General features: G+C 63.7%; 25 protein-coding genes and 1 pseudogene. 16 read left to right on the forward strand and 10 right to left on the reverse strand.

Annotation, left to right across the window (positions count from 1 at the left end):
- Window positions 1–16: 16 nt before the first annotated feature.
- Entirely contained in the window at window positions 17–1048 is a 1032-nt protein-coding gene (locus tag AC0L2B_RS10580) for a LacI family DNA-binding transcriptional regulator (RefSeq protein ID WP_473745285.1), read from the reverse strand.
- 357 nt (window positions 1049–1405) lie between these two features.
- Here AC0L2B_RS10580 and AC0L2B_RS10585 point away from each other — a divergent pair, with 357 nt between their 5' ends.
- The 15 genes and pseudogenes from AC0L2B_RS10585 (at window position 1406) to AC0L2B_RS10655 (ending at window position 17517) form a co-directional block, all read left to right on the forward strand.
- Window positions 1406–3019 carry an extracellular solute-binding protein gene (locus tag AC0L2B_RS10585; protein WP_473509278.1) on the forward strand — a complete coding sequence of 538 codons (1614 nt, stop codon included), beginning with the start codon at window positions 1406–1408 and terminating at the stop codon, window positions 3017–3019.
- A gap of 78 nt (window positions 3020–3097) precedes the next feature.
- Entirely contained in the window at window positions 3098–3958 is an 861-nt protein-coding gene (locus tag AC0L2B_RS10590; protein ID WP_473745286.1) for a carbohydrate ABC transporter permease, read from the forward strand.
- Window positions 3955–4931 (forward strand): annotated as a pseudogene (locus AC0L2B_RS10595) (carbohydrate ABC transporter permease). The gene AC0L2B_RS10590 and the pseudogene AC0L2B_RS10595 overlap by 4 nt, the downstream one beginning before the upstream one ends.
- Complete coding sequence (locus AC0L2B_RS10600) at window positions 4928–6016, forward strand: ABC transporter ATP-binding protein (protein ID WP_473745287.1); 1089 nt, start codon at window positions 4928–4930, stop codon at window positions 6014–6016. The pseudogene AC0L2B_RS10595 and the gene AC0L2B_RS10600 overlap by 4 nt, the downstream one beginning before the upstream one ends.
- A gap of 200 nt (window positions 6017–6216) precedes the next feature.
- A complete protein-coding gene (locus AC0L2B_RS10605) occupies window positions 6217–7308 on the forward strand; it encodes an ABC transporter ATP-binding protein (RefSeq protein ID WP_473745288.1) in 1092 nt (363 codons plus the stop codon).
- 35 nt (window positions 7309–7343) lie between these two features.
- Complete coding sequence (locus tag AC0L2B_RS10610) at window positions 7344–8456, forward strand: Gfo/Idh/MocA family protein (protein ID WP_473745355.1); 1113 nt, start codon at window positions 7344–7346, stop codon at window positions 8454–8456.
- Between the two features lie 26 nt (window positions 8457–8482).
- A complete protein-coding gene (locus tag AC0L2B_RS10615; RefSeq protein ID WP_473745289.1) occupies window positions 8483–9397 on the forward strand; it encodes a sugar phosphate isomerase/epimerase family protein in 915 nt (304 codons plus the stop codon).
- Window positions 9398–9422: 25 nt separating this feature from the next.
- Window positions 9423–10364 carry a sugar ABC transporter substrate-binding protein gene (locus AC0L2B_RS10620; protein ID WP_473745290.1) on the forward strand — a complete coding sequence of 314 codons (942 nt, stop codon included), beginning with the start codon at window positions 9423–9425 and terminating at the stop codon, window positions 10362–10364.
- A gap of 61 nt (window positions 10365–10425) precedes the next feature.
- Window positions 10426–11430 carry an ABC transporter permease gene (locus AC0L2B_RS10625; protein WP_473745291.1) on the forward strand — a complete coding sequence of 335 codons (1005 nt, stop codon included), beginning with the start codon at window positions 10426–10428 and terminating at the stop codon, window positions 11428–11430.
- Window positions 11427–12209, forward strand: coding sequence for an ATP-binding cassette domain-containing protein (locus AC0L2B_RS10630; RefSeq protein ID WP_473745356.1), 783 nt, complete (start codon window positions 11427–11429; stop codon window positions 12207–12209). Before AC0L2B_RS10625 ends, AC0L2B_RS10630 begins: the two co-directional genes overlap by 4 nt.
- Window positions 12210–12225: 16 nt before the next feature.
- Complete coding sequence (locus AC0L2B_RS10635; RefSeq protein WP_473745292.1) at window positions 12226–13407, forward strand: aldose 1-epimerase family protein; 1182 nt, start codon at window positions 12226–12228, stop codon at window positions 13405–13407.
- A gap of 91 nt (window positions 13408–13498) precedes the next feature.
- Window positions 13499–14587 (forward strand): fatty acid desaturase family protein, encoded by a 1089-nt coding sequence (locus AC0L2B_RS10640; RefSeq protein ID WP_473745294.1) that lies wholly within the window; start codon window positions 13499–13501, stop codon window positions 14585–14587.
- A 43-nt stretch (window positions 14588–14630) separates the two neighbouring features.
- On the forward strand, window positions 14631–14942 hold the full coding sequence (locus AC0L2B_RS10645; protein ID WP_473745295.1) for a MocE family 2Fe-2S type ferredoxin: 312 nt from the start codon (window positions 14631–14633) through the stop codon (window positions 14940–14942).
- A 99-nt stretch (window positions 14943–15041) separates the two neighbouring features.
- Window positions 15042–15842: a 3-methyl-2-oxobutanoate hydroxymethyltransferase gene (locus tag AC0L2B_RS10650; RefSeq protein WP_473745297.1), complete on the forward strand. Its 801-nt coding sequence runs from the start codon at window positions 15042–15044 to the stop codon at window positions 15840–15842.
- A 238-nt stretch (window positions 15843–16080) separates the two neighbouring features.
- On the forward strand, window positions 16081–17517 hold the full coding sequence (locus AC0L2B_RS10655) for a DHA2 family efflux MFS transporter permease subunit (RefSeq protein ID WP_473745298.1): 1437 nt from the start codon (window positions 16081–16083) through the stop codon (window positions 17515–17517).
- Between the two features lie 38 nt (window positions 17518–17555).
- Here the strand turns inward: AC0L2B_RS10655 and AC0L2B_RS10660 are convergent, their stop codons facing one another.
- The 9 genes from AC0L2B_RS10660 to AC0L2B_RS10700 form a co-directional block, all read right to left on the reverse strand.
- Window positions 17556–18443 carry an amidohydrolase family protein gene (locus tag AC0L2B_RS10660; protein WP_473745357.1) on the reverse strand — a complete coding sequence of 296 codons (888 nt, stop codon included), beginning with the start codon at window positions 18441–18443 and terminating at the stop codon, window positions 17556–17558.
- Complete coding sequence (locus tag AC0L2B_RS10665) at window positions 18443–19579, reverse strand: vWA domain-containing protein (protein WP_473745300.1); 1137 nt, start codon at window positions 19577–19579, stop codon at window positions 18443–18445. Before AC0L2B_RS10665 ends, AC0L2B_RS10660 begins: the two co-directional genes overlap by 1 nt.
- 92 nt (window positions 19580–19671) lie before the next feature.
- Complete coding sequence (locus tag AC0L2B_RS10670; protein ID WP_473745302.1) at window positions 19672–20568, reverse strand: AAA family ATPase; 897 nt, start codon at window positions 20566–20568, stop codon at window positions 19672–19674.
- Between the two features lie 9 nt (window positions 20569–20577).
- The gene (locus AC0L2B_RS10675) at window positions 20578–21582 is read right to left on the reverse strand and encodes a xanthine dehydrogenase family protein molybdopterin-binding subunit (protein ID WP_473745304.1); all 1005 of its coding nucleotides are present in this window, start codon (window positions 21580–21582) and stop codon (window positions 20578–20580) included.
- A 1-nt stretch (window position 21583) separates the two neighbouring features.
- Complete coding sequence (locus AC0L2B_RS10680) at window positions 21584–22951, reverse strand: xanthine dehydrogenase family protein molybdopterin-binding subunit (RefSeq protein WP_473745306.1); 1368 nt, start codon at window positions 22949–22951, stop codon at window positions 21584–21586.
- Between the two features lie 14 nt (window positions 22952–22965).
- The gene (locus AC0L2B_RS10685) at window positions 22966–23448 is read right to left on the reverse strand and encodes a (2Fe-2S)-binding protein (protein ID WP_473745308.1); all 483 of its coding nucleotides are present in this window, start codon (window positions 23446–23448) and stop codon (window positions 22966–22968) included.
- 48 nt (window positions 23449–23496) lie between these two features.
- Entirely contained in the window at window positions 23497–24291 is a 795-nt protein-coding gene (locus AC0L2B_RS10690; protein WP_473745310.1) for an FAD binding domain-containing protein, read from the reverse strand.
- A 32-nt stretch (window positions 24292–24323) separates the two neighbouring features.
- Entirely contained in the window at window positions 24324–24767 is a 444-nt protein-coding gene (locus tag AC0L2B_RS10695; protein ID WP_473745312.1) for an SRPBCC family protein, read from the reverse strand.
- A 139-nt stretch (window positions 24768–24906) separates the two neighbouring features.
- Window positions 24907–25734: an AraC family transcriptional regulator gene (locus tag AC0L2B_RS10700; protein ID WP_473745314.1), complete on the reverse strand. Its 828-nt coding sequence runs from the start codon at window positions 25732–25734 to the stop codon at window positions 24907–24909.
- 323 nt (window positions 25735–26057) lie between these two features.
- Here AC0L2B_RS10700 and AC0L2B_RS10705 point away from each other — a divergent pair, with 323 nt between their 5' ends.
- Window positions 26058–26588, forward strand: coding sequence for a GNAT family N-acetyltransferase (locus tag AC0L2B_RS10705; protein WP_236376882.1), 531 nt, complete (start codon window positions 26058–26060; stop codon window positions 26586–26588).
- The last annotated feature ends 57 nt before the right edge of the window (window positions 26589–26645 follow it).

The raw sequence follows: 26645 nt of genomic DNA on the forward strand, positions 1-26645 counted from the left end.
CAGTGCCACAGGCCGTTCAGATCTCCGGGATGCTCTCCCTAAAAATCACCTGCAGCCTCGGCTGGTGCAACTCGTAGGGCAAGCCCCTGATCGCGTGGGTCAAGGTGTTGAGCGCTTCGCGGGCCTCGACGCGCGGGTTCTGGTCGATCACTGCATCGAGCGTGCCGTCGAGCAAAAGCTCCTTGGTGCCTTCCGTCACTTCATGGCCGAGAAACACGGTCGACAGCGCCCGCCCTCGCTCCTTGAGCGCGCGGGCGATGCCGGTGTTGCCGGCGCCGACATTGTAGATCGCGGCCAGGTCCGGATGCCGATCCAGCAGGGCGGAGGCCTCCGCATAGGCCTTTTCCCGGTCGTCGAGCATCTCGCGCATCTCGACGATCTGCAGATTGGGCGATTCTTCCGTCAATATGTGGCGGAACCCCATCTCGCGTTCCTCATGGCCGCGATAGGAGAGCGAGCCGGCGAACAGCGCGACCTTGCCCGGACGCTCAGCGCCCATGAAGCGATTGAGCAGATAGCCGGCGAGCCGGCCGGCGGCGCGGTTGTCGATGCCGATATAGGCGACCCTCGGCACGTGCAGGATGTCGGACGCTATGGTGACGACGTTGACGCCGCTGGCCGACAGCGAACGGATCGCCTCGCGGACCGTCGGGTGATCGAGCGCGATGACGCCGACGCCCTGCGTCTGGCCGCGCAATTCCTGCAGCAGGCGGGCAAGCCGGTCGGGATTGAAGCCTTCGATCGTGGCGACGCGAACATCGAGGTCTGGCCGCGATTGCGCCTGCGCCTCGATGTGCCGGTGCAGCATCTTGATGAAGGAATTGGTGCCGGCGGGCAGGGCGAAGTCGAGCCGTATGACATCGCCGGTCGGTGCGTGGCGCGGGGTCGGGCTGTTCGAATTCTCAGCTATGTAGCCAAGCCGCTGCGCCGTTTCCAGCACGACCTCGCGGGTGCGCGCCCTGACCCCGGCGCGGTTGTTGAGCACACGATCGACCGTCGCGGCTGAAACGCCGGCTTCCCGGGCTATGTCTGTCAGGGTGGACCGCACAGTCGATCACCTCACTGCTTGCGCGCTACCGCGCATCAAAATCGCGCGCTCAATGGTTCGAATGCCGGACGACCGCTTCATGCCATCCGCGATTCTGATGGGAAATGATGTATCCGGCCTTAGCCGATGCGCAAGCCGGCGCTACACTAAATCGTCGAGCCGCGCCGCCCTTCAAATTCAAGCCCCTCAAAATCCAGCAGCGAGTGCGATGGGGCGATGATGATCGACTGCATTTTTCCTCCATTTGCGATGTTGTGATTTGTTTTGATTATTTATGATGTTGACAGCCTTCCCCGGTGCCGTCAATATCCATCACGAGGGCCGTGGAGGAACAAGGCCCCCGAGGGAGGAGTTCCAATGTCTGATATGATCCGCATGTCGCGGCGCCGTCTGCTGGCGTCCGGTGGAAAGGCGGCCGTGCTTGTTGCCGCCGCAGGTATCGCGCCGAAATTCATCCGCCCCAGCCGCGCCTATGCGGCCGATGCGCTGGCGCCGGGCATGATCGGCGGCCCGACCGGCTTCGACGGCTCGGAGCGCTATCAGTATGGTCCCGACACGCCGGAAGGCCGCGCCATCGAGGCGGCCAAAGCGATGAAGGGGGCCGGCAAGGCGCCGGCCAAGATCGTGCTTGGCCTGTCCGACGGCTCGATCGGCCAGCTGACGCAGCCATTTCCCGCCGGCGCGCCCTCGATCAAGGATCTGTGGGAGAAAGAAACCGGCATTCCGCTCGAGATCGTCGGCGTGCCGAACGGCCAGGAATTCACCAAGACGATGCAGGACATCTCCACCAAGGGTGGGGCCTATGACATCTACGCGGTGGAATGGAACCGTCTCGGCGATCTCGCCGAAACCGGCGGCATCCTGAAGCTCGACGACTTCGTCGCCCAGTACAAGCCGGAATGGGACGACCCCGAGCGCGGCTATGTCGACGGCGCCAAGGGCGTCTCGCTGCTCAACCAGTATCGCGGCTCGACCTATGGCGTGTCGCTGGACGGCGATTTCCAGACTTGGGTCTATCGCACCGATCTGTTCGGCGACGCGGCCGAGAAGAAAGCCTTCTCCGACAAGCATGGCTATGAACTGGCGCCGCCGAAGACCTGGAAGCAGCATGACGAGATCGCCGCCTTCTTCCATCGCCCGGACAAGGGTCTGTTCGGTTCGACCGATCTGCGCAACCAGGGCTGGGGCTACACCAATTGGTATCAGCGTTATGTTTCAATGGCTTCGCCCAATCAGTTCCTGTTCGACGATACCGGCAGGCCGCTGATCAATTCGCAGCAAGGCATTGCCGCTGTTAACGAGTACATCGCCTCGCTGGCCCATCATTCGCCGGATGCGATCTCGTGGGGCTGGCCGGAGCAGTACGGCAATTTTGCCAAGGGCGGCGCCGCGATGACCTGCGCCTTCTCCAACCTGCCGAAATTTTTGGACAATGCCGGCAACAAGGATTCAGCTGTCACCGGCAAGATCGGCTCGATGCTGCCGCCCGGCCGCGAGATCGACGGCAAGCTGATCAGCCGCTCGGTGCTGTGGCTCAATCTGTCGGCCTCGGTCTCGTCGCAGGCCAAGAATCCGGAGGCCTGCTACCTGTTCCTGCAGTGGCTGGGTTCGAGCCGTATCTATGCCTGGATGACCGCCAATCCGGGCGGCTATTTCGATCCGTTCCGGTTGTCGGATTTCTCCGACCCGCTGGTCCGCCAGACCTATCACGCCTACCACATGGATGTGGTGCGCGAGACGGTCGCCCGCACCGTGCCGACCATCAACTATCCCGGCGCCACCGCCTTCCACAACGCGCTGGACGAGAACCTCGTCGCCGCACTGACCAAGGCCAAGACCGCCGAGCAGGCGATGGCCGACACCGAGGCGGAATGGAAGAAGATCGCCCGCCGCACCGGCGAGGAGAAGCTTCTCGAAGCCATCAAGACCAACAAGGAGGCCTGGCCCACGGTTCTCGACCCGGTCAGCTGATCCTCCTCCCAGGATCCGAATGGAGGCGAGGAGTTTGCGCTTCGCCCCCGCAAACGACGGTACCAGCAAAGCTGCAAGATGAAGCGTTCCATTCCCTTCGAAATATTCCGCTATGCAGCGATCCTTGCCGCCATCGCGGTGACGCTGGTGCCGATCCTGTGGATGGTGTCGATGGCCTTCAAGCCGATCGCCGAATGGTCGGCGACCGGCGCCGAGCTGACCTGGTGGCCGAAGGATCCGACGCTCAGCAATTTCCGCTTTGTCTTCGGTGAATCGACCAACAACCTGATCGTCGCGCTCGACCGCACCGCCCTGAAGCCGATCCTGTCGTCGCTGCTGTCGGCCACCTTCGGAACGGCGATCGCCATGTCGGCGGGCACCGCGGCGGCCTACGGGCTGTCGCGCTTCGGCTCGGGCCAGAACCTGCCGCTGGCGCTGATCCAGCTCCGCCTGTTTCCGCCGATGGCGGTGATGACCCCGGTGATGATCATGTGGGCCTTCCTCAACTTCACCGACAGTTGGTGGGGGCTGTCGCTGATCTACGGCATCGTCACGCTGCCCTTTGCGTTCTGGCTGATGAAGACCTTCTTCGACGACATGCCGCGCGAGATCGAGGAAGCGGCGCTGGTCGAGGGCTGCTCGCGGCTGCGCGTCTTCACCCGCATCACGCTGCCGATGATGCGCGCGCCGCTGGCCAGTGCCGCGCTGTTCGTCTTCATCCTCAACTGGTCGGACTATCTGATCGCGCTGCTTCTGACGACGCGCGAATGGGTGACGGTCCCCGTCTACATGGCCTCGCTGTCCTCCTCGATGACCGGGCAGCTCTATGGCGCCAAGGCAGCTCTCGGCCTGATCGCGGCGGTGCCGCCTGTGATCATGGGTATCGCCATCCAGCGCCATCTGGTGCGCGGGCTGACCTTCGGGGCGCTCAAGCAATGAGCGCCGCGACTGCCGCAATTTCGGAGCAGGCCCCCATCCCGGAGGACAACAGCCACGCGGCCCACGCAAACCCGGCTTTGCCTGATGAAGGGGCAAAGCTCGGTTTCCGGCTGACCTTGCCGGCGCAGATACTGGTGCTGTTCATCGCGGTCTTCCCGCTCTTGATGCAGCTCTATATCAGCCTGACCGACTGGTCGCCGCTGTCGGGCCTCGGCTGGTGGAGCGCCTGGTCGCTGTGGAACAATTTTGCCAACTACACCGACCTTGCCGCCGACGCTCGCTTCTGGAGCGCGCTCAGGCGCACCGTCATCGTGATGATCGTCTGCGTGCCGGCGGAATTCCTGCTCGGCCTGGCGCTCGCCACGCTGTTTGCCGACGAGTTTCCAGGCAAGCGGATCTTTTATTCGATCCTGCTGATGCCGATGATGGTGGTGCCGGCGGTGGCCGGCTACATGTTCTTCATGCTGTTCCAGTCGGGCGGCCCGGTCAACGACATCCTGTCGGCGCTATCAGGCTTTCCCGTCACCATCGCCTGGCTGTCGGACCCGACGCTGGCGCTCATCGCCGTCATGGTCGCCGATATCTGGCAGTGGACGCCGCTGATGTTCCTCATCCTGCTTGCCGGCCTGGTCGGCGTGCCCGAAGACCAGATCAAGGCGGCGACGCTGCTCGGCGCCAATCCCTGGCAACGCTTCGTCACCATCGTGCTGCCGAAGATGAAGACGATCATCATCATCGCGCTGGCGATCCGGGTGATCGAGAACTTCAAGATATTCGACACGCTCTACATCATGACCGGCGGCGGCCCCGGCGTCGCCACCGAAACCATCTCCGTCTATATCTATAAGCTCACCACCCAGGACCTGATCTGGGGCTATGTCGCGGCGATCGCGCTGGCCATATTGATCGTGCTGTCCATAGCCGCGGTGTTTGCCATGAAGCGCATGCCCGGGCACGCGAGGTGACGGCATGAGCGCCATCCACCTGCAGAACCTGGTCAAGAAGTTCGGCGACTTCACCGCGCTGAAGACGATGGATCTTGCCATCGCCGACGGCGAGTTCATGGCGCTGCTCGGGCCGTCGGGCTGCGGCAAGTCGACGACGATGAACATGATCGCCGGCATGGAAGAGCCGACCAGCGGCAAGATCCTGTTCGGCGAGCGCGACATGGAAGGCGTGCCGATGGGACGCCGCGGCGTCGGCTTCGTCTTCCAGAACTACGCGATCTTCACCCACATGAGCGTGCGGCAGAACCTCGCCTACGGCCCCAAAATGCGCGGCGCGGCAAAGGCCGAGATCGACCGTCGCGTCGGCGCCATTGCCGAGATGCTGCAGCTGACTGCGCTGCTCGACCGCAAGGCCGACAGGCTGTCGGTCAACATATTGCAGCGGGTGGCGATCGGCCGCTCCGCGATCATCGAGCCGGCGATCTTCCTGCTCGACGAGCCGCTGTCCAATGTCGATGCCGCCTTCCGGGCGGTGATGCGGACCGAGCTGAAGCAGCTGCAGCGGCAGTTCCGGCAGACCATGGTCTATGTCACCCACGACCAGCTCGAAGCGATGACCATGGCCGACCGCATCGCGGTGATGGACCATGGCGTGCTGCAGCAGATCGGCACGCCGCTCGAGGTCTACAACGATCCGGCCAACGTCTTTGTTGCCCGCTTCATCGGCGCGCCGGGCATGAACCTGCTGAGGGGCAGGCCGGCGGAAAGCGACCGGGGCCTGGTCATCGACCTCGGCCCGCTCGGTGTCACGCCGCCGCTGCCGGACAATCTCGCCGCGGCAGTGAGGGCCGCGCGCGGAGATGTGCTCTACGGCTTTCGGCCGGAGCAGGTGATTCTCTCAGACCGCGGCCTGTCGATGCCGGTAACGTTCGTCGAGCGCATCGGCGCGCGCACCATCGTCCATCTCGGCCAGGGCGAGAGCGCGGTGAAGGCGGTGTTCGACAATGATGTCGGGCTGGCGATCGGGCAGACAGCGGTTGTCGCGCCGGCCGCGCAGTCGGTGCGCGTCTTCGACGCTGGCACTGGTCGCGCCATCAAGGCGGGAGGCTGAGATGCTCGTACAAATATCTCTACGTTGGCGCCGCCCCTCACCCTTACCCTCTCCCCGTATAGTGACGGGGAGAGGGGGGCGCCAGCGTTGGAGCTTCACCCTTCTCCCCGTCATTATACGGGGAGAAGGTCCCGGCAGGCGGATGAGAGGCAGCGCCAACGCCGGTAGTCTGTCCGCAACCAGCGAAGCGGATTAAGACCATGGCCGATATCGTCTTCCGCAATGTGACGAAACGCTATGGCGACACGCTCGCCGTCGATGACGCCTCGTTCACTGTCAATGACAATGAGTTCTTCTGCTTCTTCGGCCCGCCGCTGTCCGGCAAATCGACGATACTGCGCTTGGTGCTCGGACTGGAAACCCCCGATAGTGGCGAGATCCTGATCGGCGGCCGGCCGGTCAATACGGTGTCGCCAGCCGAGCGCAATGTCGCCATGGTGTTCCAGAACCTTGCGCTGTTTCCGCATATGAGCGCGCGCGACAATGTCCGCTTTCCCCTGGTCGAACGCCGGGTCGCCGAGGCCGATATCGTAAAACGTGTCGATGACGTCGCGGCCAAGCTGCATATCGGCCACATCCTGCACAAGCCGCCGGCGCAGCTTTCGGGCGGCGAGCGGCAGCGCGTGGCGATTGCCCGGGCGCTGGTGCGCGACCCCAATGCCTATCTGATGGACGATCCGATCTCGGCGCTCGACGCCAGGCTGCGTGAGGAGACTCGCGTCGAGCTGAAGCGCATCCAGCGCGAGCTTGGCAAGACGCTGATTTATGTCACGCACGACCAGGAAGAGGCGATGTCTGTCGCCGACCGCATCGCCATTCTGGAAAACGGCAGGATCAGGCAGACCGGCGCGCCGGCCGAGATCTATGATCGGCCGGCCAGCACCTATGTCGCGCGGCTGCTCGGTTCGCCGATGATGAACATCTTGAAGTCGGTGCGCGGCGCGGAAGGCATGGAGGCGGCCGAAGGCGCGATCCGTATTGCGGACAAGGCCGCGCCGGCCAATGCCGTCGAGATCGGGCTCAGGCCGGAAGATATCAAGGTCCGGCCCTGGCTGGATGGGGAAATATCGGATGGCGGAATGTCGGTTGGGCGCGCGGGCCGCCCGGCACGAGTGTTCGAGGTCGAGCCGCTCGGCGGCTATACCGTCGTGACTCTCGCTGCCGGGCAGGCGCGCCTGCGGGCGCTGCTGTGCGGCCAGCCGGACATCAGGCCGGATGCGATGGTGGCGATATCCTGCGAGCCGGGCAGGGTACATTATTTCGGGCAAAGCGGGGGAGCGCTGGCAAGATGACGGCGACCGCAAGCAACGAGGTTCGGGAGGAAGACATGGCGAGCGAAGGCGGGCCAAGAAACGGCTTCGAGCCGGACGTTAAAGTCCGCACCAGGGACTACAGGATCGGCTGCGTTGGCGCCGGCATGATCATGGCCGAATGTCACCTTGCCGCCTACAAGGAAGCTGGTTTTCCCGTGGTGGCGATCGCCTCCAGGACCAAGGCCAGCGCCGAGAGGGTCGCCAGGCGCTGGGAGATCCCGACCGTCCACGACACGCCGGAACAATTGATCGAGGACAAAAATGTCGAGATCATCGACCTTGCGTTTCCGCCGGACCAGCAGCCGGCGCTGATCCGCCATGCGCTGAAGCAGCAGCATATCAGGGCGATCCTGGCGCAAAAGCCGCTGGCGCTGTCGCTCGATGAAGCGGTCAAACTGCGCGACGAGGCGGCCAGGGCCGGCAAGATCCTCTCGGTCAACCAGAACATGCGCTACGACCAGTCGATGCGGGTGCTGAAGCAGATCATCGACAGCGGCGCGCTCGGTGACATCGTCTTCGCGCAGATCGACATGCATGCGATCCCGCACTGGCAGACATTCCTCGAAGACTATGACCGGCTGACGCTCGCCAATATGAGCGTCCACCATCTCGACGTGCTGCGCTTCCTGTTCGGCGATCCCGACGAGATCACGACGCTGACCCGCAAGGATCCGCGCACGCGCTTCGACCATTCGGACGGCATCACCGTCTCGACGATGCGATTTCCGTCCGGCGTGCTCGCCGTATCGCTGGAGGATGTCTGGTCCGGCCCGCGCCAGGACGGCTACAGGGACGACCAGCACATCAACTGGCGCGTCGACGGCACCAAGGGCGTCGCCAAGGGCACCATCGGCTGGCCGACAGGCTCTGCCTCGACGCTGACCTATGCCTCGACCGAGACCACCGGCGGCGAATGGGTCACTCCCAGCTGGAGCACGATGTGGTTCCCGCATGCCTTCATCGGCGTGATGGAGCAACTCCAGCATGCGGTCAAGACGGGTGAGCGGCCGGCACTTTCCGTCGCCGACAACGTCAAGACCATGGCGCTGATCGAAGCCGGCTATCGCTCGATCGACGAGCGCCGCACGGTCAAGCTGTCCGAAATCTCGATAAACCCAAGCAACTGAATCGCTTACAGGGAGGATTTCATATCATGATGCAGGCAGGTATCTTCACGGGCTATTTCCCGTACGGCCTCAAGGAAACCGCGCAGAAGATCCGTGCGCTCGATTTCAACACGGTACAGCTCGATCTGCATTTCAGGGATATCGACCTGTCGGCCGGGCAGATCACCAAGGAAAAGGCCAGGACGGTTCGCGACACCTTCCGCGACCACAACCTGCCGGTGTGCTGCGTGTCGGGCTATACCAACATCATTCATCCGGACATGGGCGAGCGCGAGAGGCGCGTCGGCTATCTCAAAGAGATCATCCGCAATGCGCGCGAATTCGGCTCGCCTTACGTGATCTCGGAAACCGGCACCTACAACACCGAATCCGACTGGGTGCACCATCCCAAGAACAAGACCGAGGAAGGTTTTGAGGAATGCCGCAAGGTTATCGCCGACCTTGCCCAGACCGCCTACGACCACGGCGCGGTGTTCCTGCTCGAAACCTATGTCAACAATGTCGTCGGCTCGGTCGAGGAGACGGTGAAGATGTTCGCGCACGTCGACCATCCCGGCCTCGGCCTGTTGATGGATCCGACCAACTATTTCGAGACCCATAACATCGACAGGATGGACCAGATCCTGAACCAGGTATTCGACACCCTGACCGACAAGATCAAAATAGCCCACGCCAAGGACGTCAAGCGCTCGGGCGGCGACAAGTCGGAGAAGCACGCCGATATCGGCGACGAGGACGCGCTGGAAAGCCACACTTTTCGCGGTGTCGGCGAGATCGAGCTGCCGGCGCCCGGCCTCGGTTCGCTGAACTACGACCTCTATCTCAAGCGGCTGTCCGAAAAGCACCCGAACATCCCGGTCATCATCGAGCACCTTTCGGAGGACGACGTGCCGCGCGCCAAGAAATTCCTCGACGAGAAATTTCGCGCCAACGGACTGTGACGGCCACAACAAAGGGAGGAAGAGAATGTTGAGATTCGTATCGAAAATCGCGGCTGCGGCGACCGTGTTCGCCGGTGTTGCACTGGCTGTACCGGCGCTGGCGCAGGATGCTCAGAAGACGTTCTACCTGCTGTCGCATGGCGGCCCGTCGGACGCCTTCTGGATCGACTGGAATGCCGGCGCGACCAAGGCCTGCGACCAGCTCAAGGTGACCTGCAAGATCTCGTTCAGCGGCGGCGACATGGCGGCGCAGAAAGAGGCCTTCAACTCCGCACTTGCCGCCAAGCCGGACGGCATCGCCACCACCTCTGCGCAGCCCGGCCTATGGACCGAGGAGGTCAAGGCAGCCAAGGCGGCTGGCATCCCGATCGTGTTCTTCAACACCGACGATCCAGCGACCGGCCGGCAGGCCTATGTCGGCGCCGACCTTAGGCAAGCCGGCGTCATCTGGGCGAAATATCTGGTCGACCACAAGTTGGTGAAGCAGGGCGACAAGGTGTTCCTGCCGGTCGAAGTGCCGGGCGCCAGCTATCAGCAACTCGAGACCGAAGGCATCGCCAGCGTCTTCGATCCGCTCGGCATCAAGTACGACGTGGTCGATTGCGGCACCGATCCGGCCGGCATCATCGCCAAGATGACCGACTACATGGTCGCCAACAATCCGCCGGCAATCATCGCGCTCGGCGATTCCGTGGCGGCCAGCGTCAAGCGGGTGTTCGACGGCGCCGGCGTGCCGGCTGGCAAGATCCCGGTCGTTGGCTGGGGCAATTCCAGGGAAACCGCCGAAGCCGTCAAGACCGGCTTCGTCAACGCGGCTGCCTGGCAATTCCCGTCGGCGCAGGGCTTCATGCCGGTGGCGCTGCTCGGGCTTGCCGCCGCGGGCGAACCGATCGGCTACGATATCCACACTTTCAGCCTCTACGACGCATCGAGCGTCGAACCGATCCTGAAACTCTACGACAAGTGATTGAAACTGACGCCCGCTGCGCAGGCGGCGGGCGCCGCCCTGAGATATGGTCCAAGCAGTCATGACTATCGCCGCAGAACAGGAAATGCCGCGCTCCAAACGCAGGTCGAGCCTGATCCGCTCGCCGCAATTCTCTTCGCTCGTCATCCTGATTGTCCTGCTGGCGGTGTTCGCGATCGCCGACGGGAACTTCCTGTCGCCGCTCAACATCTCCAACATGATGGCGTTCCTGCCCGAACTCGGCATCATCGCGCTCGGCATGACGCTGCTTCTGACGGCGGGCGAGTTCGACCTTTCGGTCGGCGCCGTGTTCGGCCTTGCGCCGGTCGTCGTCATGCTGCTGGTGCAGAACGGCGGGTTTGATATCGGCATCGCGCTGCTTGCCGGCCTGCTGCTCTGCATAGCGATCGGTGCGGTCGACGGGCTGATCGTCACCAAGATCGGCATCTCCTCGTTCCTGGTGACGCTGTCGATGCTGCTCGTCGTGCGAGGGGCTGCGCTCTACATCACGCAAGGTTTTCCGCTGAAATCCTGGGACCAGCCTGGCTTTTTCGTGACACTGCTGGCCGGCAGCTTCAATATCGGAACGTTCCGTTTCTATACCTCGCTGTGGTGGTTCATCGGCCTGTCGCTGCTGGCGATCTACGTGCTGCACTACGCCAAGCTCGGCAACTGGATCAGCGCCATCGGTTCGAACCGCAACGCTGCGGTGGCGCGCGGCGTGCCGGCCGATGCGGTCAAGGTCTGGCTGTTCATCCTGACCTCAGTGCTTGCCGGTCTTGCCGGCATGATCAGTGCGTTCCGCATCTCGGCCGCCTCGCCGGTAGCCGGTACCGGATACGAGCTCGAAGTGATTGCCATGGTGGTGGTCGGCGGCACGGCGCTGACCGGCGGGCGCGGCACCATCCTGGGTACCATCGTCGGCGCGCTGATGCTGCGCAGCATCCGCAACGGCATCGTGCTGATCGGCGTGCCCGGCCTCGCCTACAATATCTTCGTCGGCGTCATCATCCTTGCCATGCTCATCCTGCACGCTTTGCTGCAGAAGAACGCCGCCAGGAGCTGACCATGGAAGTGCTTCGGCTGCACAATCTGCAAAAATCCTTCGGCAGCGTCCGCGCGCTGAAGAGCGCCTCCTTCACCCTCAACGAGGGCGAGGTGGTGGCCTTGCTCGGCGACAACGGCGCCGGCAAATCCACTTTGATCAAGGCGATCTCCGGCGTCTTCCCCGTCGACCGCGGCGACATCTATGTGCGCGGCCTAAAAGTCTTGATCCGCTCGACGCGCGACGCCATGGATCTCAGCATTGAGACCATTCACCAGGACACGTCGCTGGCGCCGGACCTGAGCATCGCGCGCAACCTCTTTCTCGGTCGCGAGCCGGTCAATCTGAAATGGCTGGGCGTGTTCGCGCCGCTCGACCTCGCCAAATTGCGCGATGCCGCGTCGGCGCTGCTGAAGCGCGTCGGCATCTCGAAAAAACTCGACGCCGATGCGCTGGTCAGCACATTGTCGGGCGGTGAGCGCCAGTCGATCGCCATTTCGCGGGCCATGCAGTTCGCCGCCAAGGTCATCATCCTCGACGAGCCGACCAACAATCTCGGCGTCGAGGAAACGCACGGCGTGCTGCGCTTCGTCAAGGAGGTGCGCGCCGCCGGCCATTCGGTTCTGCTGATCACCCACAACATCCATCACGTCTTCCAGGTCGCCGACCGCATCATCGTCATGCGCCGCGGCGAGATCGTCGCCGAGCAGACAGTCGCTGATACCGACCTGCTGACGGTGGAGAGCATCATCACCGGCGCCGACATGTCGGCCCTGCTCAAGGAGACGAGGGCGAAGTGAAGGAACTGGCCGTCAGATGGTAGAGCTTTACGGCAAGACGCTTTCGCGCCGGCAGGTCTCGGAGCGGTCCGGCATGCTGTCGCAATTCGCCGGCGTGCGGCTGATGACGCTCGGCGACGGGGTGGAGCGCGGCATCCGCATGCTCGAATTCCGCACCGGCTCCGGCCTGCGCTTCACCGCGCTGGTCGACCGGGCGCTCGACATCGCCGATTGCGATTTTAGGGGCCAGGCGATCGGCTGGCATTCGCCGAGCGGCTTTCGCCATCCCGGCCTGCACGAATATGAAGGCGAGGAGGGGCTGGCCTGGGCGCGGTCGTTTTCCGGCCTGCTGCTGACCTGCGGCCTCGACCATATATTGTTCATGAACGAGGTCCCCGCCGACAGCTACAATTATCCGCCGAAGAAGACGGTGCGCCATTCGCTGCATGGCCGCGTCAGCACCATCCCGGCGCGATTGACCGGCTATGGCGAGACATGGGACGGCGACCGCTGCGTGATGTGGGCCGAAGGTGTCGTCCAGCAGTCGACGGTGTTCGGCGAGGATCTGCATCTGCTGCGGCGGATCGAGGCCGATGTCGGCGGCAACGAGATCCGGCTTTCGGACCGCGTCGTCAATCACGGTTTTAGCCGCACGCCGCATATGTACTTTTATCACATCAATGTCAGCCATCCGGTGCTCGACGAGGGCTCCCGCTACCTGGCGCCGATCCGCGACGTCGTCTGGGCGGGCCATGCCGGCGAGCGCTATGAAGCGCAGAAGGTCGGCTACCGCACGGCGCCGGCACCGCAACTGGGCTTCACGGAACAGGTCTGGCAGCACGAACTCGGCGCCGACGCCAACGCCGACGTGCCGGTGGCGGTGGTCAACGACCGTCTCGGCCTCGGTCTCGAAGTCGTCACGCGCAAGCACCAGTTGCCTTGCGCCTATGAGTGGCAGAATTTCCAGGCTGGGCATTATGCGCTTGGCATCGAGCCGTCGACGCATCATGTGCTGGGCAATCTGGCAGCGCGCGAGCGCGGCGAGATGATCTGGCTGGAGCACGGCGAAAGCCGTTCGTACGAAGCGGTGTTCCGGGTTCTCGACGGCGCCGGCGAGATCGCCGCCGCCGAGAGCCGGATCGCAGCGATTGCCAGGCAGCCGCGGGAGGATTATCCGCGGCCATCGGGTCATTTTCCTGTTCTCGGAGGCAGGTCGTGACAATGGCGAAGGCGGTGCGAAACACCAGTTGGAAGGCTGGCCTTGGCCGGAGTGGAGAGAGCTCGCGGCGGTTCGAAAATTGGAGGTCACAATGGCTGGCAAGGTGAAGCGCGATTACAGCCTGGTCGGCGAAAGCACGCGGATTGCGATCGAAACCGGGCTAGCCTCGGCTGAGTGGTACCATACCGATGTGCCGCGCAAGACGATGAAGGAACTGATGCAACGTTCCGACAGTCCGGCAATCCGCGACACGGCCATCTGGCTGGGCGCCATCCTGGTCTCCGCCGCCGGCGGCGTTTACTTCTGGGGCACCTGGCGGTGCGTGCCGTTCTTCTTCGTCTATGGCGTGCTCTATGCCTCGGCCAGCGACTCGCGCTGGCACGAATGCGGCCACGGCACGGCTTTCCGCACACGCTGGATGAATGATGTCGTCTACCAGATTGCCAGCTTCATGCTGATGCGCAATCCGGTGACCTGGCGCTGGAGCCATGCCAGGCATCACACCGACACCATCATCGTCGGGCGCGATGCCGAGATCGCCGTTATGCGCCCGCCGGATCTGCTGCGCACCGCACTCGCCTTCACCGGTATCCTCGACTTTCGCTATTCGCTTCCGGCACTGGCACGCCAGGCGTTCGGCAAGCTGACGCCGGACGAGAAAAGCTACGTGCCCGAGATGGAACAGCACAAGGCCGTCATCGCCGCGCGCTGCCATGTCGCCATCTACATCGCCACAATCGCGCTCGCGGTTTTCATGCAGTCGTGGATACCGCTGGTGCTGATCGGCGGGCCGCGCCTCTATGGCACCTGGCACATGGTGCTGACCGGCCTGCTGCAGCACATCGGCCTGGCCGACAATGTCATCGATCACCGGCTCAACTCCAGGACCGTCTATATGAACCCGATCAGCCGGTTCATCTACTGGAACATGAACTACCACGTCGAGCATCACATGTTCCCGATGGTGCCCTATTACGCGCTGCCCAGGCTGCACGAATTGATCAGACACGATCTGCCGGAGCCGAACCCGTCGATGTGGCATGCCTATCGCGAGGTTTGGCCGGTCCTGCTCAGGCAGCTCAAATACGAGGACTATTTCCTCAAGCGCGAGCTGCCGCCGACGGCACGGCCCTATCGTGGCGAGTTCCACGAAGTGAACATGTCGGCAGCAGCTGAATAGCACTGCGCAGCACAACAAGTCGAAACTTCGGGAGAAAGTAGGGATGGCCGATTGGGTCGAGGCGTGCGCTGTCGACGATGTCGACGAAGAGGATGTCATCCGCTTCGATCATGGCGGCCGCAGCTTCGCGATCTACCGTTCGCCGGATGACGAATTCTTCGCCACCGACGGCTTTTGCACACATGAAAAGGCGCATCTGGCCGATGGGCTTGTCATGGACGACATCATCGAATGCCCCAAGCACAATGGCCGCTTCAATTACAAGACCGGCCAGGCCAAGGGCGCGCCGGTCTGCGTCAATCTGCAGACCTTTCCGGTGAAGGTCGAAGCTGGCAAGGTGATGATTCAGATCTAAAAGCATGATTCCGAAAAGTGGGAACCGGTTTTCGGATAAGATCATGCAAATTGAAGCCTGACCGGCCTTCCATTCACGTAACATAGGGGACCAGAATCGATGAGCCGGAAAAGACCGACGGTGGCAGACCTGCGCGCCATGAAGGGCAAGCGGCAATTGACCATGCTGCGGGTGCTGACGATGGACGAGGCCGAGGCCGCCGAACGAGCCGGGGTCGACATAGTCTCGGTGCCGCCGGAACTGGTGCTCGATCCGCGATACCGCGATGCCGCACCCAGCCTGTTCACCATGCCGGGCGACAATTTCTACGAGATCGGCACAGCCGACGATTTCGTCCGCTGGGCGTTCCGGCTCTACAAGGCGAGCGCCGACGCGGTTTATTGCAGCGCCGGCTTTGCCACTGTCAAACGGCTGGCCGATGACAATATCCCGGTCATCGGCCATGTCGGCCTGATCCCGTCGCGCGCCACCTGGACCGGCGGCTTCAAGGCTGTCGGCAAGACCGCCGACAGCGCCATGCAGATTTTCGACGCAGTCAAGCAATACGAAGCGGCCGGCGCGATCGGCGCCGAGATCGAAGTCGTGCCGGTCGAGGTGGCCAAGGCGATTTCGGAACGCACTTCGCTGATCATGCTGTCGATGGGGGCCGGCACCGGCTGCGACGCGCAATATCTGTTCGCCGACGATATCCTTGGCCAGAACCGTGGCCACATGCCGCGCCATTCCAAGGTCTATCGCAATTTCGCCGCCGAATATGACCGCCTGCAGGCGGAACGCATCGCTGCTTTTTCCGAATATGTCGCCGACGTCAACAGCCTGGCCTATCCCGAAGACAAGCATGTGGTGCATATGGACCCGGATCAGCTCGGTCAGTTCATGGAGAAGATCGACGCCGGATGAGACGCTCCGGCCAGGACCTGCTGTGACCTTCTCCCACAACAAGGGGAGAAGGAAAGGGCGCTGCTCGCTACACCGGCCGATATATTCTCTGCCGTGACTGGTCGCGCTACGACACAAAAGTTTGTTGGGCCAAGTCTGGACGTCGCCGCCCAAATGCTGTTCAAACCGGTGCGTCATCGATTTGCCGGACAATCGCCTGGTCCCAGTGGCGCGGGAAACCTTTCGTACAGTTCTGCGCATGACCGCCATTCCCGAAAACAAAGCCTTGCCCGAAACCGCGACGGCGGCGCGGCAGGCGCGGCGGGTGGCGCTGATCGTCGCCGTCGCCTTCTTCATGCAGCTTCTGGATTCGACGATCATCTCGACATCGCTGCCGCAGATGGGAGAATCCTTCGGCGTGCCGGCAGTGGCGATGAGCATCGGCATCACCGTCTACATGCTAACCATGGCGGTGTTCGTGCCGCTGTCCGGCTGGCTCGCCGACCGCTTCGGCGCGCGCAACATCTTCCTCGTGGCGATCGCCCTGTTCACGCTGGCCTCGATCGCCTGCGGCATCTCGCAGAACCTGACCCAGTTCGTCGCCGCGCGTGCCGTGCAGGGCCTGGGCAGTGCGCTGATGACACCGGTCGGCCGCATCCTGGTGCTGCGCAACGCCTCGAAGTCCGAGCTTCTCAACGCCACCGCGCTGATCACATGGCCGGCGCTGTTTGCGCCGGTGATCGGGCCGGTGCTTGGCGGATTCATCACCACCTATCTTTCCTGGCACTGGAATTTCTTCATCAACATTCCGCTCGGCGCGGCCGGCCTGGCGCTGGTCGCCCGCTTCATTCCCGGCGACCGCGCTTCCGAAACCAGGCCGCTCGACTGGCGGGGCTTCCTTGTGACCTCGGCCGCGCTCGCCTCAATGCTCTACGGCCTCGAACGCATCGCCCATCCGCAAGACGGCGCCTTGCCGACCGTGGCGCTGCTTGGCGCCGGCGTCCCGATCGGCTGGCTGGCCGTGCGGCACCTGGCGCGCGCCAAAAATCCGCTGCTCGACCTTGCGGCATTCAAGGTGCAGACTTTCGCCATATCGACGCTGTCGGCCGGCACCATTTTCCGGGTCTCCATCAACGCCACGCCGTTCCTGCTGCCGCTGCTGTTCCAGGTCGGGTTCGGCCTGAGACCCGTCGATGCCGGCATGCTGATCCTGGCTTATTTCCTCGGCAATCTCGGCATGAAGACGGTGACGACGCCGACGCTGAAGCGCTTCGGTTTCCGTTCGGTGCTGGTCGTCAACGGCGTGATCGCATCGCTGTCGATCATGGCCTGCGCCGCGATATCGCCGCAGACACCGCAAGCGCTGGTAGTGGCGCTGATGCTGATTGCCGGATTGACGCGGTCGATGCAGTTCACCGCGCTCAACACGCTGGCCTTCGCCGATATCGCTTCGGCGCAGCGCAGCTCGGCGGCGACGCTGTCCAGCATGCTGCAGCAGGTGGCGATGCTGTTCGGCGTGGCGGTCGCCGCGGCGCTGCTCAACCTGTCGCAGATCGCCAGGGCCGGGGCGGCGCCCGACCTGGTCGACTTCCGCCTCGCCTTCCTGGCGATCGGGGCCATCGGGCTCGTGGCCTCGTTCCGCTTCCTGGCGCTGCCGCGGGCCGCCGGCGCCGAAGTTTCGGGCCATCGGGCATGACCTTCTCCCACAAGGGTGTTTGGAAGGGGGGCAGCGCGTCACACCGGCCGATATACCTTCTCCGCTGTGTTCCAAAAAATGTCCGCCTCTGCGGCGGCACCATGCTTGGCTACTGCCTGCCGGTGCGCCTCGATCAGTTCGGCGTGGCTGGTCCATAGCTTTTCGATCGGGAAGTTGGAGCCGAACATTAGACGGTCGCTGCCGAGGATGTCGATTGCGTTGTCGACGATGTAGGCGATCAGCGCCGGGTCGTTGCGGTGGACGAAGGTGCCGAGGCCGGACAGCTTGGCGTAGAGGTTTGGCGCTGCTGAAAGCGAGCGCAGGCCGGCCTTCCAGGCTTGCGTGGTTTCCTCCGACATGTCGGTCAGCATGCCGGCATGGGTGAGGATGAAGTTGGTCTCGGGATTTTCGCCGACAAGCGTCAGCCCGTCCTTCATCTGGGCCGGGAAAAGCTGCAGATCGAAGGACAGGCCATAGTCCTTCAGCCGCGCCACATTGGCCCGCACCTTCGGGTCGACGACCTGATCGGCGGACGCGGCAAAGCGGAAGGCCGGCGTTTCGTGCCAGTGCAATTGCATGCGCACGCCGCGCAGCAGGGGGTACTTGATCAGTCGGTCGATCTGATGGCGTACATCGTCCACCATCATGTCGGCATAGCCGACGATGGCGTGCGGGCAACCGGTTTCGTTAGCCGTCGTCTGCAGGAAGGCGACTTCTTTCTCGAAATCCTCCTTGGCCCAGTTGGTCTGGACGTAGACCGCCTTCTCGACGCCAGAGCCTTGCTGGTCGGCGAGGAATTCCTCGATCGGGTAGTCGCGGCGGATCGGCTCGTAGGGCCCAAAAATGCGCGGCACCATCGGCCCGCGTAGCCAGGGCTGGTCCTCTCGGCGCCAGATGTGGAAATGCGCGTCTATCGCCTTCTGCATCATGAAACCCTTTTCCAGATTGCTGCCGCCGCCGGAGCTGGGCGGGCGAGCGACAGGATGAAATCGCTGAGACCGGCGATCGAAGAACCGTCGACCAGATCGTCGAGCACCGGCAGGATGGCGCGAAGTGCTGCCGTCGCCGGCCGGAAACGCGGATCGCCGGCCAGCGGCGTCGCCAGCGACAGGCGGAAGGCGCGGGCGCTCAGCCGGCGCATCGCCATTTCCAGCTCGGCATGATCGCCGCGCTCCAGCGCGTCGGACAGGATGATGACCGCCGCCCCGCGGGCGAATGCGGAAAAGCGCGGCACCGACAGGAAGGCGAGCAGCGTCGGTCCCATGCGGGTGCCGCCATCCCAGTCGTCGACCAATGCTGCCACGCGGGCGAGCGCCTGGTCGCGGTCGCGAATGCGCAGCGCCGCGGTGATGCGGGTCAGCCGCGTGCCGAAGGTGAAAATTTCGGCCCGGTCCGCGCCTTGCACCGCTGCATGCGCCAGCTTGAGATAGTCCGATGTGTAGAGCTTCATCGAGCCGGACACGTCGATCAGCAGCAAAAGCTTGCGCGGCACGGTCTGCCGGCGGCGCAGCAGCGGCGACGGTATATCGCCGTCGGCACTAACGCTTTCGCGCAGTGAGCGGCGCAGATCGAGCTTGCCGCGCGCGTGCGTGCGCACAGTGCGGAAGGAGCGGCGGGCGGGCAGGGCGGTAGCGAGCTTGCGGCGGAAAGCGGCAAGCTCGTCGCCGTCGCGCTCGAAGACGCGGGCGCTCAACTGTTCGGCGCCGGACGATAGCGCACCACCTTCCTCCTGGCGCGCCACCTCGTTCTCCTCGTCGCTGGCGCCGCCGTCATCCTTGATGCGGGTTTCCTCGTCGGCCTCGCCTTCGACTACGGCAACCGTGTTGCCGTAGAAATAGCTTTGGAAATGCGCCTCGAATTCGTCGCGGCGGTCGGGCGGCGGCGCCAGCGTGGCAAGGGCGGCCTCGTGGATATCGGCCATTGAGCGGGGCCCGAGCAGCGTCACCGCCTGCATGAAGCCTGACACCTGCTCGGGCGCCACCGGAAAGCCGTAGCGGCGCAGCAGCCGGCCAAAACCGAGGAGAGGTGCTGCGGCGCGGGGCAAGCTTTCTTTCCGCATCATTCCTTCGCGGGCGCTGTCCCGCCATCGGTGTGGTCGATCCGTATTCGGCCGCCCCGCCGTGAACGGGGAGAAGGGATCGTTGACGTCGCGTGTCACGCCAATGCCTCCTCGACGATCCGGCCAAGCTCGGGGGCGATGTAGGACAGGTCCTCCTCGTCCTTGATCAGCACGCCGATGGCGCGGCGGAACGCTTCCGGCCACGGGCTGCCGCCCTTTTCGAGGATCGTCGCGGCGTTCGCCCATTCGACCGCTTCGGCGATGCCCGGCGGCTTGGCCAGCGGGCGGGCGCGGATGTCGCGCACGGCCATAGCCACGGCGCGCGCCGTGGCGTTGGCGACGCCGCCGGCGCGCAGCATGATGATTTCGGCCTCGCGCTCGGCGTCGGGATAGGTGATCCAGTGGTAGACGCAGCGCCGCCGCAGCGCCTCCGCCAGTTCGCGGGTGCGGTTCGAGGTCAGGACGACGATCGGCTGGGCTTTGGCGCGGATGGTGCCGCGCTCGGGAATGCTGATCTGGAAGTCGGACAGGAATTCCAGCAGCAGCGCTTCGAACTCATGGTCGGAACGGTCGATCTCGTCGACCAGCAGCACGCGCTTTTCCGGCGCCTTCAGCACCTGCAGCAGCGGCCGCGCGATCAAAAAGCGGTCGTCATAGATGTCGACCTCATGCTCGCCGGCATGGCGGATGGCGAGCAACTGGCGCTGGTAGTTCCATTCGTAGAGCGCGTGTGCTGCGTCGATGCCTTCGTAGCATTGCAGCCGCACCAGGTCGCGCCCGAGCAGTTCGGCTATCGCCTTGGCCGCTTCGGTCTTGCCGACGCCCGGCGCGCCTTCGAGCAGCAGCGGCTTGCCCAGCCGGATCGCCAGGAAAATGGCGGTGGCCAGGCTTTCATCGGCCAGATAGCGCGAGGCGGCGAGACGCGATGCCACCGCCTCCGGCGAGATCACGACAGTGTCGGCGCTTCTAGCCCGGGCGCTTCTTTTGGGCATTTCCAGCACTCAGTTCGAGGCTTGCGCCTTCAGCGCCCGCAGGATGCGTTCCGGCGTGATCGGCAGCGTGTCGATGCGCACGCCGACGGCGTCGAAGACCGCGTTGGCGACCGCCGGGATTTGCGGGTTGGCGCACATTTCGCCCGGCCCCTTGGCGCCGTACGGCCCGTCGGCCGAGGGCCTCTCCAGCACGATGATCTCGGTTTTCGCAAGATCGCCTGGTCCCGGCATCAGATATTGGTTGAAGTCGATGCCGCCATGATCGCGGTCGGGGTAATAGGGTTCCGTCGTCTCGTAGAGCGCGTGGCTGATGCCCATCCACGAGCCGCCGACGAGCTGCTGCTCGACCATTTTCGGGTTCAGCGCGCGGCCGATCTCGAAGACATTCTTCACCGTCAGCACGGTGACCTCGCCGGTCTCGTCGTCGACCTCGACCTCGGCCACGGTGCAGGCATGGGCGTAGCAGGTCGACGGTTTCATCGCGCCAGTCTCCTTCTCCGGATAAGAGCGCGGGATGAGAAACATGCCGCGGCCGGAAATCGAGCGGCCGCGCTTGAAATGCGCCGACAGCGCGACATCGAAGATCGAGATCGATCTTTGCGGCGCACCCTTGACCAGGATGTTGCCCTGGCCGTCGGTCTCGAGGTCCGAGGCGTTCACTTCCAGTTCCTCGGCCGCCACTTCCAGCATCACCTGGCGGGCTTCCCTGGCCGCCTGGATGACGGCGTTGCCGGCGCGATGTGTGCCGCGCGAGGCGAAGGTGCCCATGCAGTGCGGGCCGGTGTCGGTGTCGGCGGTGTCGACAACAACGCGGTCGGTCGGCACGCCGATCGTCTCGGCACAGATCTGCGCCATGATCTGCTTCATCCCCTGGCCGAGATCGACGCTCGACAGCGTCACCATGAAATTGCCGGTCGGCGTCGAATGGACCAGCGCCTGGGTTGGATCGCCGCCGAGGTTCATGCCTGTCGGATAGTTGATCGCGGCGACGCCGCGCCCGCGCCTGATCGCCATTTCAAGCTCCCTTCGCGTAGGACGACATCGCCATGAATTTTTCCGCCACCGGCCAGTTGGCGGCGCGCGAGGCTTCCTGCATGCACTCGATCAGAGCCGCGCCCTCGGTCGGCTGGCGGTGCGCCTTCATGTCGCCGTCGCGGTAGGCGTTGATGAAGCGGAATTCTAGCGGGTCCATGCCGATCAGCCGGGCGAGCTTGTCCATCTGCACCTCAAGCGCGAAATCGCCGATGGTGACGCCGAAGCCGCGCATGGCGGAGGAGGGAGTGCGGTTGGTGTAGACGCAGTAGGTGTCGATCCAGACATTCGGGATGGTGTAAGGGCCGGGATAGTGGCCGGCGCCCTTCTGCGCGCCATAGGGCGAATGGCGCGAATAGGCCCCGGCATCGGTGTAGCCGGTGACTTTTCTGGCGACGATGCGGCCATCCTTCATGACGCCGTCCTTGATGACGACCTTTTCGGCGGCGCGCGGCGAGGAAATCTGCATCTCCTCCTCGCGGCTGTAGATGAAGGAGACCGGCCGCCCGGTCAGCTTGGCGCCGAGGATGGCGATCGGCTCGACGATGACGTCGACCTTGCCGCCAAAGCCGCCGCCGACGGTGCCGCCGACGAAATGCAGTCTGTTGCCCGGCATCTGCAGGATGATCGAGGCGTTGTCGAGGGTGAAGAACATCGCCTGCGTATTGGTGTAGCAGGTGAAGCGGTCGTCGCCCTCCGGCGCGACGATGCAGCCGGTCGTCTCGGTCGGCGCGTGCTCGATCGGCGACGATTGATAGGTCTGTTCGAGCACGTGATCGGCGCCGGCAAAACCGGCCTCGACATCGCCGAAGCGCACCTTGCGGCATTCGCCGCTGTCATAGAGGTAATAGTTCCGGCCGTGGTATTCGTTGACAACAGGCGCGCCGGGCTTCAGCGCTTCTTCCATGTCGAAGACGGCCGGCAGCACCTCGTAGTCGACCTTGACCTTGGCCGCCGCTTCCTGGGCGGCACGCTCGGTCTCGGCCAGCACCGCCACCACGGCTTCTCCCTTCCAGCGCACCTTGCCGTCGGCCAGCACCGTCTCGTCCTCCGGGCCGATCTGGATCAGGATCAGGATGGTGTAGACATTGTGCGGCACGTCCTTGGCGGTCAGGATTTTCACCACGCCCGGATGCTTTTCCGCCTCTGAAGTGTCGATGCTGCGGATGCGGGCGTGATGATGCGGGCTGCGCACCATCTTCAGATGCAGCATGCCTGGAAAATTGCGGTCGGCGAAATAGGCGGTCTTGCCGGTGACGTGACCGGGCGAATCGGAGCGCGGCCGTGGTTGGCCGATCTCGTGCAGATCGTCCGTGCGCTGGTCGGCGAAATAGCTCTTGCGGAGTTCCATTTTTTCGACTCCCCTCAAGCTGCATTCTGCGAATTGGATCGCGCGGCGGTCAGCACCGCCTGGATGATCGGCTCGTAGCCGGTGCAGCGGCAGATATTGCCCGACAGCGCCTCGACCACCTCGTCGCGGCTGGGGTCCGGCGTGTGGTCGAGCAGAACCTTGGCGGCCATGATCATGCCCGGCGTGCAGAAGCCGCATTGCGTGGCGAAGGCGTCGAGGAAGGCGCGCTGCAAGGGATGCAGCACGCCGCTTTGCGAAAGCCCCGATGTCGTGGTGATCGCCGCACCGTTGCAGGTTTCGGCGAGTGTCAGGCAGGACAGCCGAAGCTCGCCGTCGATGATGACCGAGCAGGCGCCGCATGTGCCCTGATGGCAGCCGCCCTTTGGCGAGGTGTCGCCGATCTTGTCGCGCAGCGCATTGAGCAGCGTCGTGCCGCTGTCGATGAATTCGGCCTTCTCCGCGCCGTTGAGCGTGAACTGAACGGGGATCTTTGCCATCTTTTACTCCTTGCGCCGCAGCCAGGCGGAGATGCGCGCCGTCGGCTTTCAGGCGAGCAAAAGCCGGCCGAGATGGACCGGCAGGACTTCGTTGCGATACCAGGCACTGGCGATCGGATCGGTAATCGGCGAGGTGCCGTCGTTCGCGACGGCCAGCGCCGGCGCGATGCCGTCGCTCGTGAGTTTCCTGCCGAGCAGCGCCTTCTCCGCCGCCTTGGCGCGCATCGGCCGGTCGGCCATGCAGCCAAGCGCGATGTGCGCCGATGACACGGTTCCGTCCGGCGTTCGTTCCAGCACGGCGGCGATGCTTAGCACCGAGACGCCCTTCGGCTTGACCCGCGATATTTTCAGGAAGCGAAAGCCGCCTTCCAGTGGCAAGCTGAAGCCGACCGAAGTGACGATGGCGTGATTGTCTTCGCGTTTTGCCAGGAAGGTTTCGATCGGCACCTCGCCGTCATCGGTGCCGACGGTTGCGCCCAATGCCAGCAGCGCGACGGTGAAATCGCCATAGGGCGCCGGGGCGAAGAGATTGCCGCCGACGGTCGCCATGTTGCGGATCGCCGGGCCGCCGACGGCGCGTGCGGCGCGGGCAAGGGAAGACAGATCCGGGTGACGGGCGATCGCCGCCATGGTCACCGAAGCGCCGATGCGGACCTCCCTGCCGGAAACGGTGATGGCCGACAGCACCGGTTCGGTCGACCTGATGAGGCCGGAGACCGAAACGTCGCCTTCATTGGCGGCGCGCACCACCAGCGTGCCGCCGCCGAGATAGCGGGTGCCGGCGGCTTTCAGCGCCGCATTGGCGTCCTTGACCGTCGAGAAAGTCTGCAGTGCAAGCGCCATGGAACGCTCCTTTTTTGTGAGCCCCATTCAGCTCAACCCTGGCCGGCGAAATGGGTCTTCAGGGCGTTAAAGCCGCCCTGGAAGACATTGGCGCCCATGCCGTCGGCCAGCTTGTCGGCTTCCTCTGGAGCCGCGTCGAAGCTGGCGGTCCATTCGGCATAGGTGCGGTCGCCATCGGTCACCCGGCGCAGCTGCAGCGTCGCCTGGTGGTTGGTCAGCGGCTGCGGCGTCTCCAGGATGGAGTAGCTGACGAGGAAATTATCGTCGGAGAAGTCGAGCAGCTTCTCGCGGATGCGGGCGCCGCTGGCGAGCTGAAAGTTGCGCACGCAGCCGACCGTGCCGGCGTCCTTGCCGTCCTCGATATGGCTTTCGACCATGCGCGGGTGCCAGTTCGGCAGCCCGTTGAAGTCGCGTATGCGCGCCCAGACCTTTTCGACCGGTGCGTCGATGACGCTGGAGACGGTGACTTTCGCCATATGATGCTTCCCTTGCAGATAGCTGTGTCGCGAGGGTAGGGCGGCGAGCCCGGCAGCACTTATCAATGCGTCTTGAACGCCTATCAATAAGTCTGAAAAAAACCGGCAATCTGAAAAAAACGGGCAGTGTGAAAATGGCTCAGGAAATGGCCCGCGCCGCCTCGCGATAGAGTGTCGGGGGAACGCCGACATGGTCGCGGAAGAAACGCGAGAAATTGCCCTGCGTGGTGAAGCCGAGATTGCAGGCGACCGAGATCAGCGGTTCCCGCGACCACTGCAACTGCCGCACCGCTTCCTCCATGCGCAGCGTGTTCCAGTAGACATTGGGCGTCAGATTGGTCTGCTCCTTGAACAGCGCGAAGAAATGCGGCCGCGACAGGCCGACGCTACGCGCCACCTCGTCGAAGCAGATGCGTTCGCAGACATTGGCCTTCATCAGCTGGATCGCCTTGCGGACACGGAAATCCTGCACGCTGTGGACGCGGGCGCGCGCCACTTGTGGCGCCGAGGCGTCGGCGGCGTCGAGCACGCTGTCGATGAAGCGCTCGATCTCGTAATTGGCGATGTCGTCGATGCTCTCATTGTCGCTGAGATGATCGAGAAGATTGGCTGCCGCCTTGTGCAGCCACGGCTCCAGCGTGATCGCCGGTGCCGAAAACAGCGGCGCGGTCGACGGCAGGTCGCGGCGCCGGCGCGCCCAGTCCGGATCGATGTAGAAGGCGAGGAACAGGCCGGGCCGGCCGTCGCGGGACAAAGCGTGGCTGTGCGGCTGGAAGGAATTGATGCCGGCGGCGGTGCCGGGCCCAAGCCGCACCGTCTCGCGGCCGATGGTCATCTCGCCGGCCGTGCCTTCCAGCCAGATGATGATATGCGCCTCGACATGGGCATGGGTGACGAAGTCGCTGGCGACGTTCAGGACAGAAACATGTCCGAACCGGCCCCAGTAGAGCCTGATCGCTTCCGTCATGGGTATATCCTCCCGCAGGCGCTGGCCTCCCTTCGCCTGCAATCGGGATAGTGCGGCTCAGTCCGGGCCTGCGTCAAGGCGCATGTGCGCGCCTGGCGCCGGCCGCGCGGCGTGCCGGCCGATTTTCAGACTGAGCGATAGCAACGACAACGAATTGCGCTTCTGTCGCCGGCCAACGTATTTACCTGCCGCAGCGGTTGTATCCATGGAGAACGCAATGACTTGCCAGCCGCGCTGACCGGAATCGCTGGCTCACCCTCGCCATCCGGCCATGGAGGTGGCGGCCAACAGGGCAAAGCAGCACAAGAGATGAGGAGCTTTGAATGACACTGGACTTGGAAACCTCTCGCCTGCGACTATCAAGGGTTCAACCTGAAGATTGGGAGCCCTATTATCCGATCTTTTCAGCCCCGGAGACATCGCGGTTTTCCGATTTTCCACGCAAGCCTACCGAGAAGCGGACAAGAGGGTTCGTGAACTGGATGGTCCGCGTTTCCCAGCAATCCAAGGGATTCGGCTGGATGGTGCGTGATCGCGGTACTGGGGTTCTCTTGGGCTGTATCCGCCTGAATTCGATCGACAAGCCAGCGTCGCTGGCGATCATCGGTTACGAGTTCGGTAAGTCCTTCTGGGGGACAGGATACGCCACCGAAGCATTGATCGCTGTCACCATACACTGCCATGAGGCCATGAAGCTTTATCGGCTGGAGGCTTGGACAGTTGAGGGTAACCCGGCCTCGGATCGCGTGCTCACAAAAGCGGGGTATCGGCACGAGGGAACACAGCGAAAGAAAATGGTCATAGGCAAGCGGCGCTTCGATCGGCGGCTATTTGGACGACTGGCCGATGATTGAAGTGGGGAAACCGGACGTGAAATCGCAGTCGCATTCTGGTTAACTGAGTCCTCGCCC

This window comes from Mesorhizobium sp. WSM4815 (assembly GCF_055811575.1).

Coding starts and splice junctions, on each gene's coding strand:
- AC0L2B_RS10625 (WP_473745291.1), top strand. CDS start 10,426: ATGACTATCGCCGCAGAACAGGAAATGCCGCGCTCCAAACGCAGGTCG.
- AC0L2B_RS10680 (WP_473745306.1), bottom strand. CDS start 22,951: ATGGAACTCCGCAAGAGCTATTTCGCCGACCAGCGCACGGACGATCTG.
- AC0L2B_RS10585 (WP_473509278.1), top strand. CDS start 1,406: ATGTCTGATATGATCCGCATGTCGCGGCGCCGTCTGCTGGCGTCCGGT.
- AC0L2B_RS10705 (WP_236376882.1), top strand. CDS start 26,058: ATGACACTGGACTTGGAAACCTCTCGCCTGCGACTATCAAGGGTTCAA.
- AC0L2B_RS10640 (WP_473745294.1), top strand. CDS start 13,499: ATGGCTGGCAAGGTGAAGCGCGATTACAGCCTGGTCGGCGAAAGCACG.
- AC0L2B_RS10600 (WP_473745287.1), top strand. CDS start 4,928: ATGAGCGCCATCCACCTGCAGAACCTGGTCAAGAAGTTCGGCGACTTC.
- AC0L2B_RS10650 (WP_473745297.1), top strand. CDS start 15,042: ATGAGCCGGAAAAGACCGACGGTGGCAGACCTGCGCGCCATGAAGGGC.
- AC0L2B_RS10620 (WP_473745290.1), top strand. CDS start 9,423: ATGTTGAGATTCGTATCGAAAATCGCGGCTGCGGCGACCGTGTTCGCC.
- AC0L2B_RS10615 (WP_473745289.1), top strand. CDS start 8,483: ATGATGCAGGCAGGTATCTTCACGGGCTATTTCCCGTACGGCCTCAAG.
- AC0L2B_RS10700 (WP_473745314.1), bottom strand. CDS start 25,734: ATGACGGAAGCGATCAGGCTCTACTGGGGCCGGTTCGGACATGTTTCT.
- AC0L2B_RS10665 (WP_473745300.1), bottom strand. CDS start 19,579: ATGATGCGGAAAGAAAGCTTGCCCCGCGCCGCAGCACCTCTCCTCGGT.
- AC0L2B_RS10605 (WP_473745288.1), top strand. CDS start 6,217: ATGGCCGATATCGTCTTCCGCAATGTGACGAAACGCTATGGCGACACG.
- AC0L2B_RS10670 (WP_473745302.1), bottom strand. CDS start 20,568: ATGCCCAAAAGAAGCGCCCGGGCTAGAAGCGCCGACACTGTCGTGATC.
- AC0L2B_RS10685 (WP_473745308.1), bottom strand. CDS start 23,448: ATGGCAAAGATCCCCGTTCAGTTCACGCTCAACGGCGCGGAGAAGGCC.
- AC0L2B_RS10590 (WP_473745286.1), top strand. CDS start 3,098: ATGAAGCGTTCCATTCCCTTCGAAATATTCCGCTATGCAGCGATCCTT.
- AC0L2B_RS10610 (WP_473745355.1), top strand. CDS start 7,344: ATGGCGAGCGAAGGCGGGCCAAGAAACGGCTTCGAGCCGGACGTTAAA.
- AC0L2B_RS10690 (WP_473745310.1), bottom strand. CDS start 24,291: ATGGCGCTTGCACTGCAGACTTTCTCGACGGTCAAGGACGCCAATGCG.
- AC0L2B_RS10655 (WP_473745298.1), top strand. CDS start 16,081: ATGACCGCCATTCCCGAAAACAAAGCCTTGCCCGAAACCGCGACGGCG.
- AC0L2B_RS10675 (WP_473745304.1), bottom strand. CDS start 21,582: ATGGCGATCAGGCGCGGGCGCGGCGTCGCCGCGATCAACTATCCGACA.
- AC0L2B_RS10635 (WP_473745292.1), top strand. CDS start 12,226: ATGGTAGAGCTTTACGGCAAGACGCTTTCGCGCCGGCAGGTCTCGGAG.
- AC0L2B_RS10645 (WP_473745295.1), top strand. CDS start 14,631: ATGGCCGATTGGGTCGAGGCGTGCGCTGTCGACGATGTCGACGAAGAG.
- AC0L2B_RS10660 (WP_473745357.1), bottom strand. CDS start 18,443: ATGCAGAAGGCGATAGACGCGCATTTCCACATCTGGCGCCGAGAGGAC.
- AC0L2B_RS10695 (WP_473745312.1), bottom strand. CDS start 24,767: ATGGCGAAAGTCACCGTCTCCAGCGTCATCGACGCACCGGTCGAAAAG.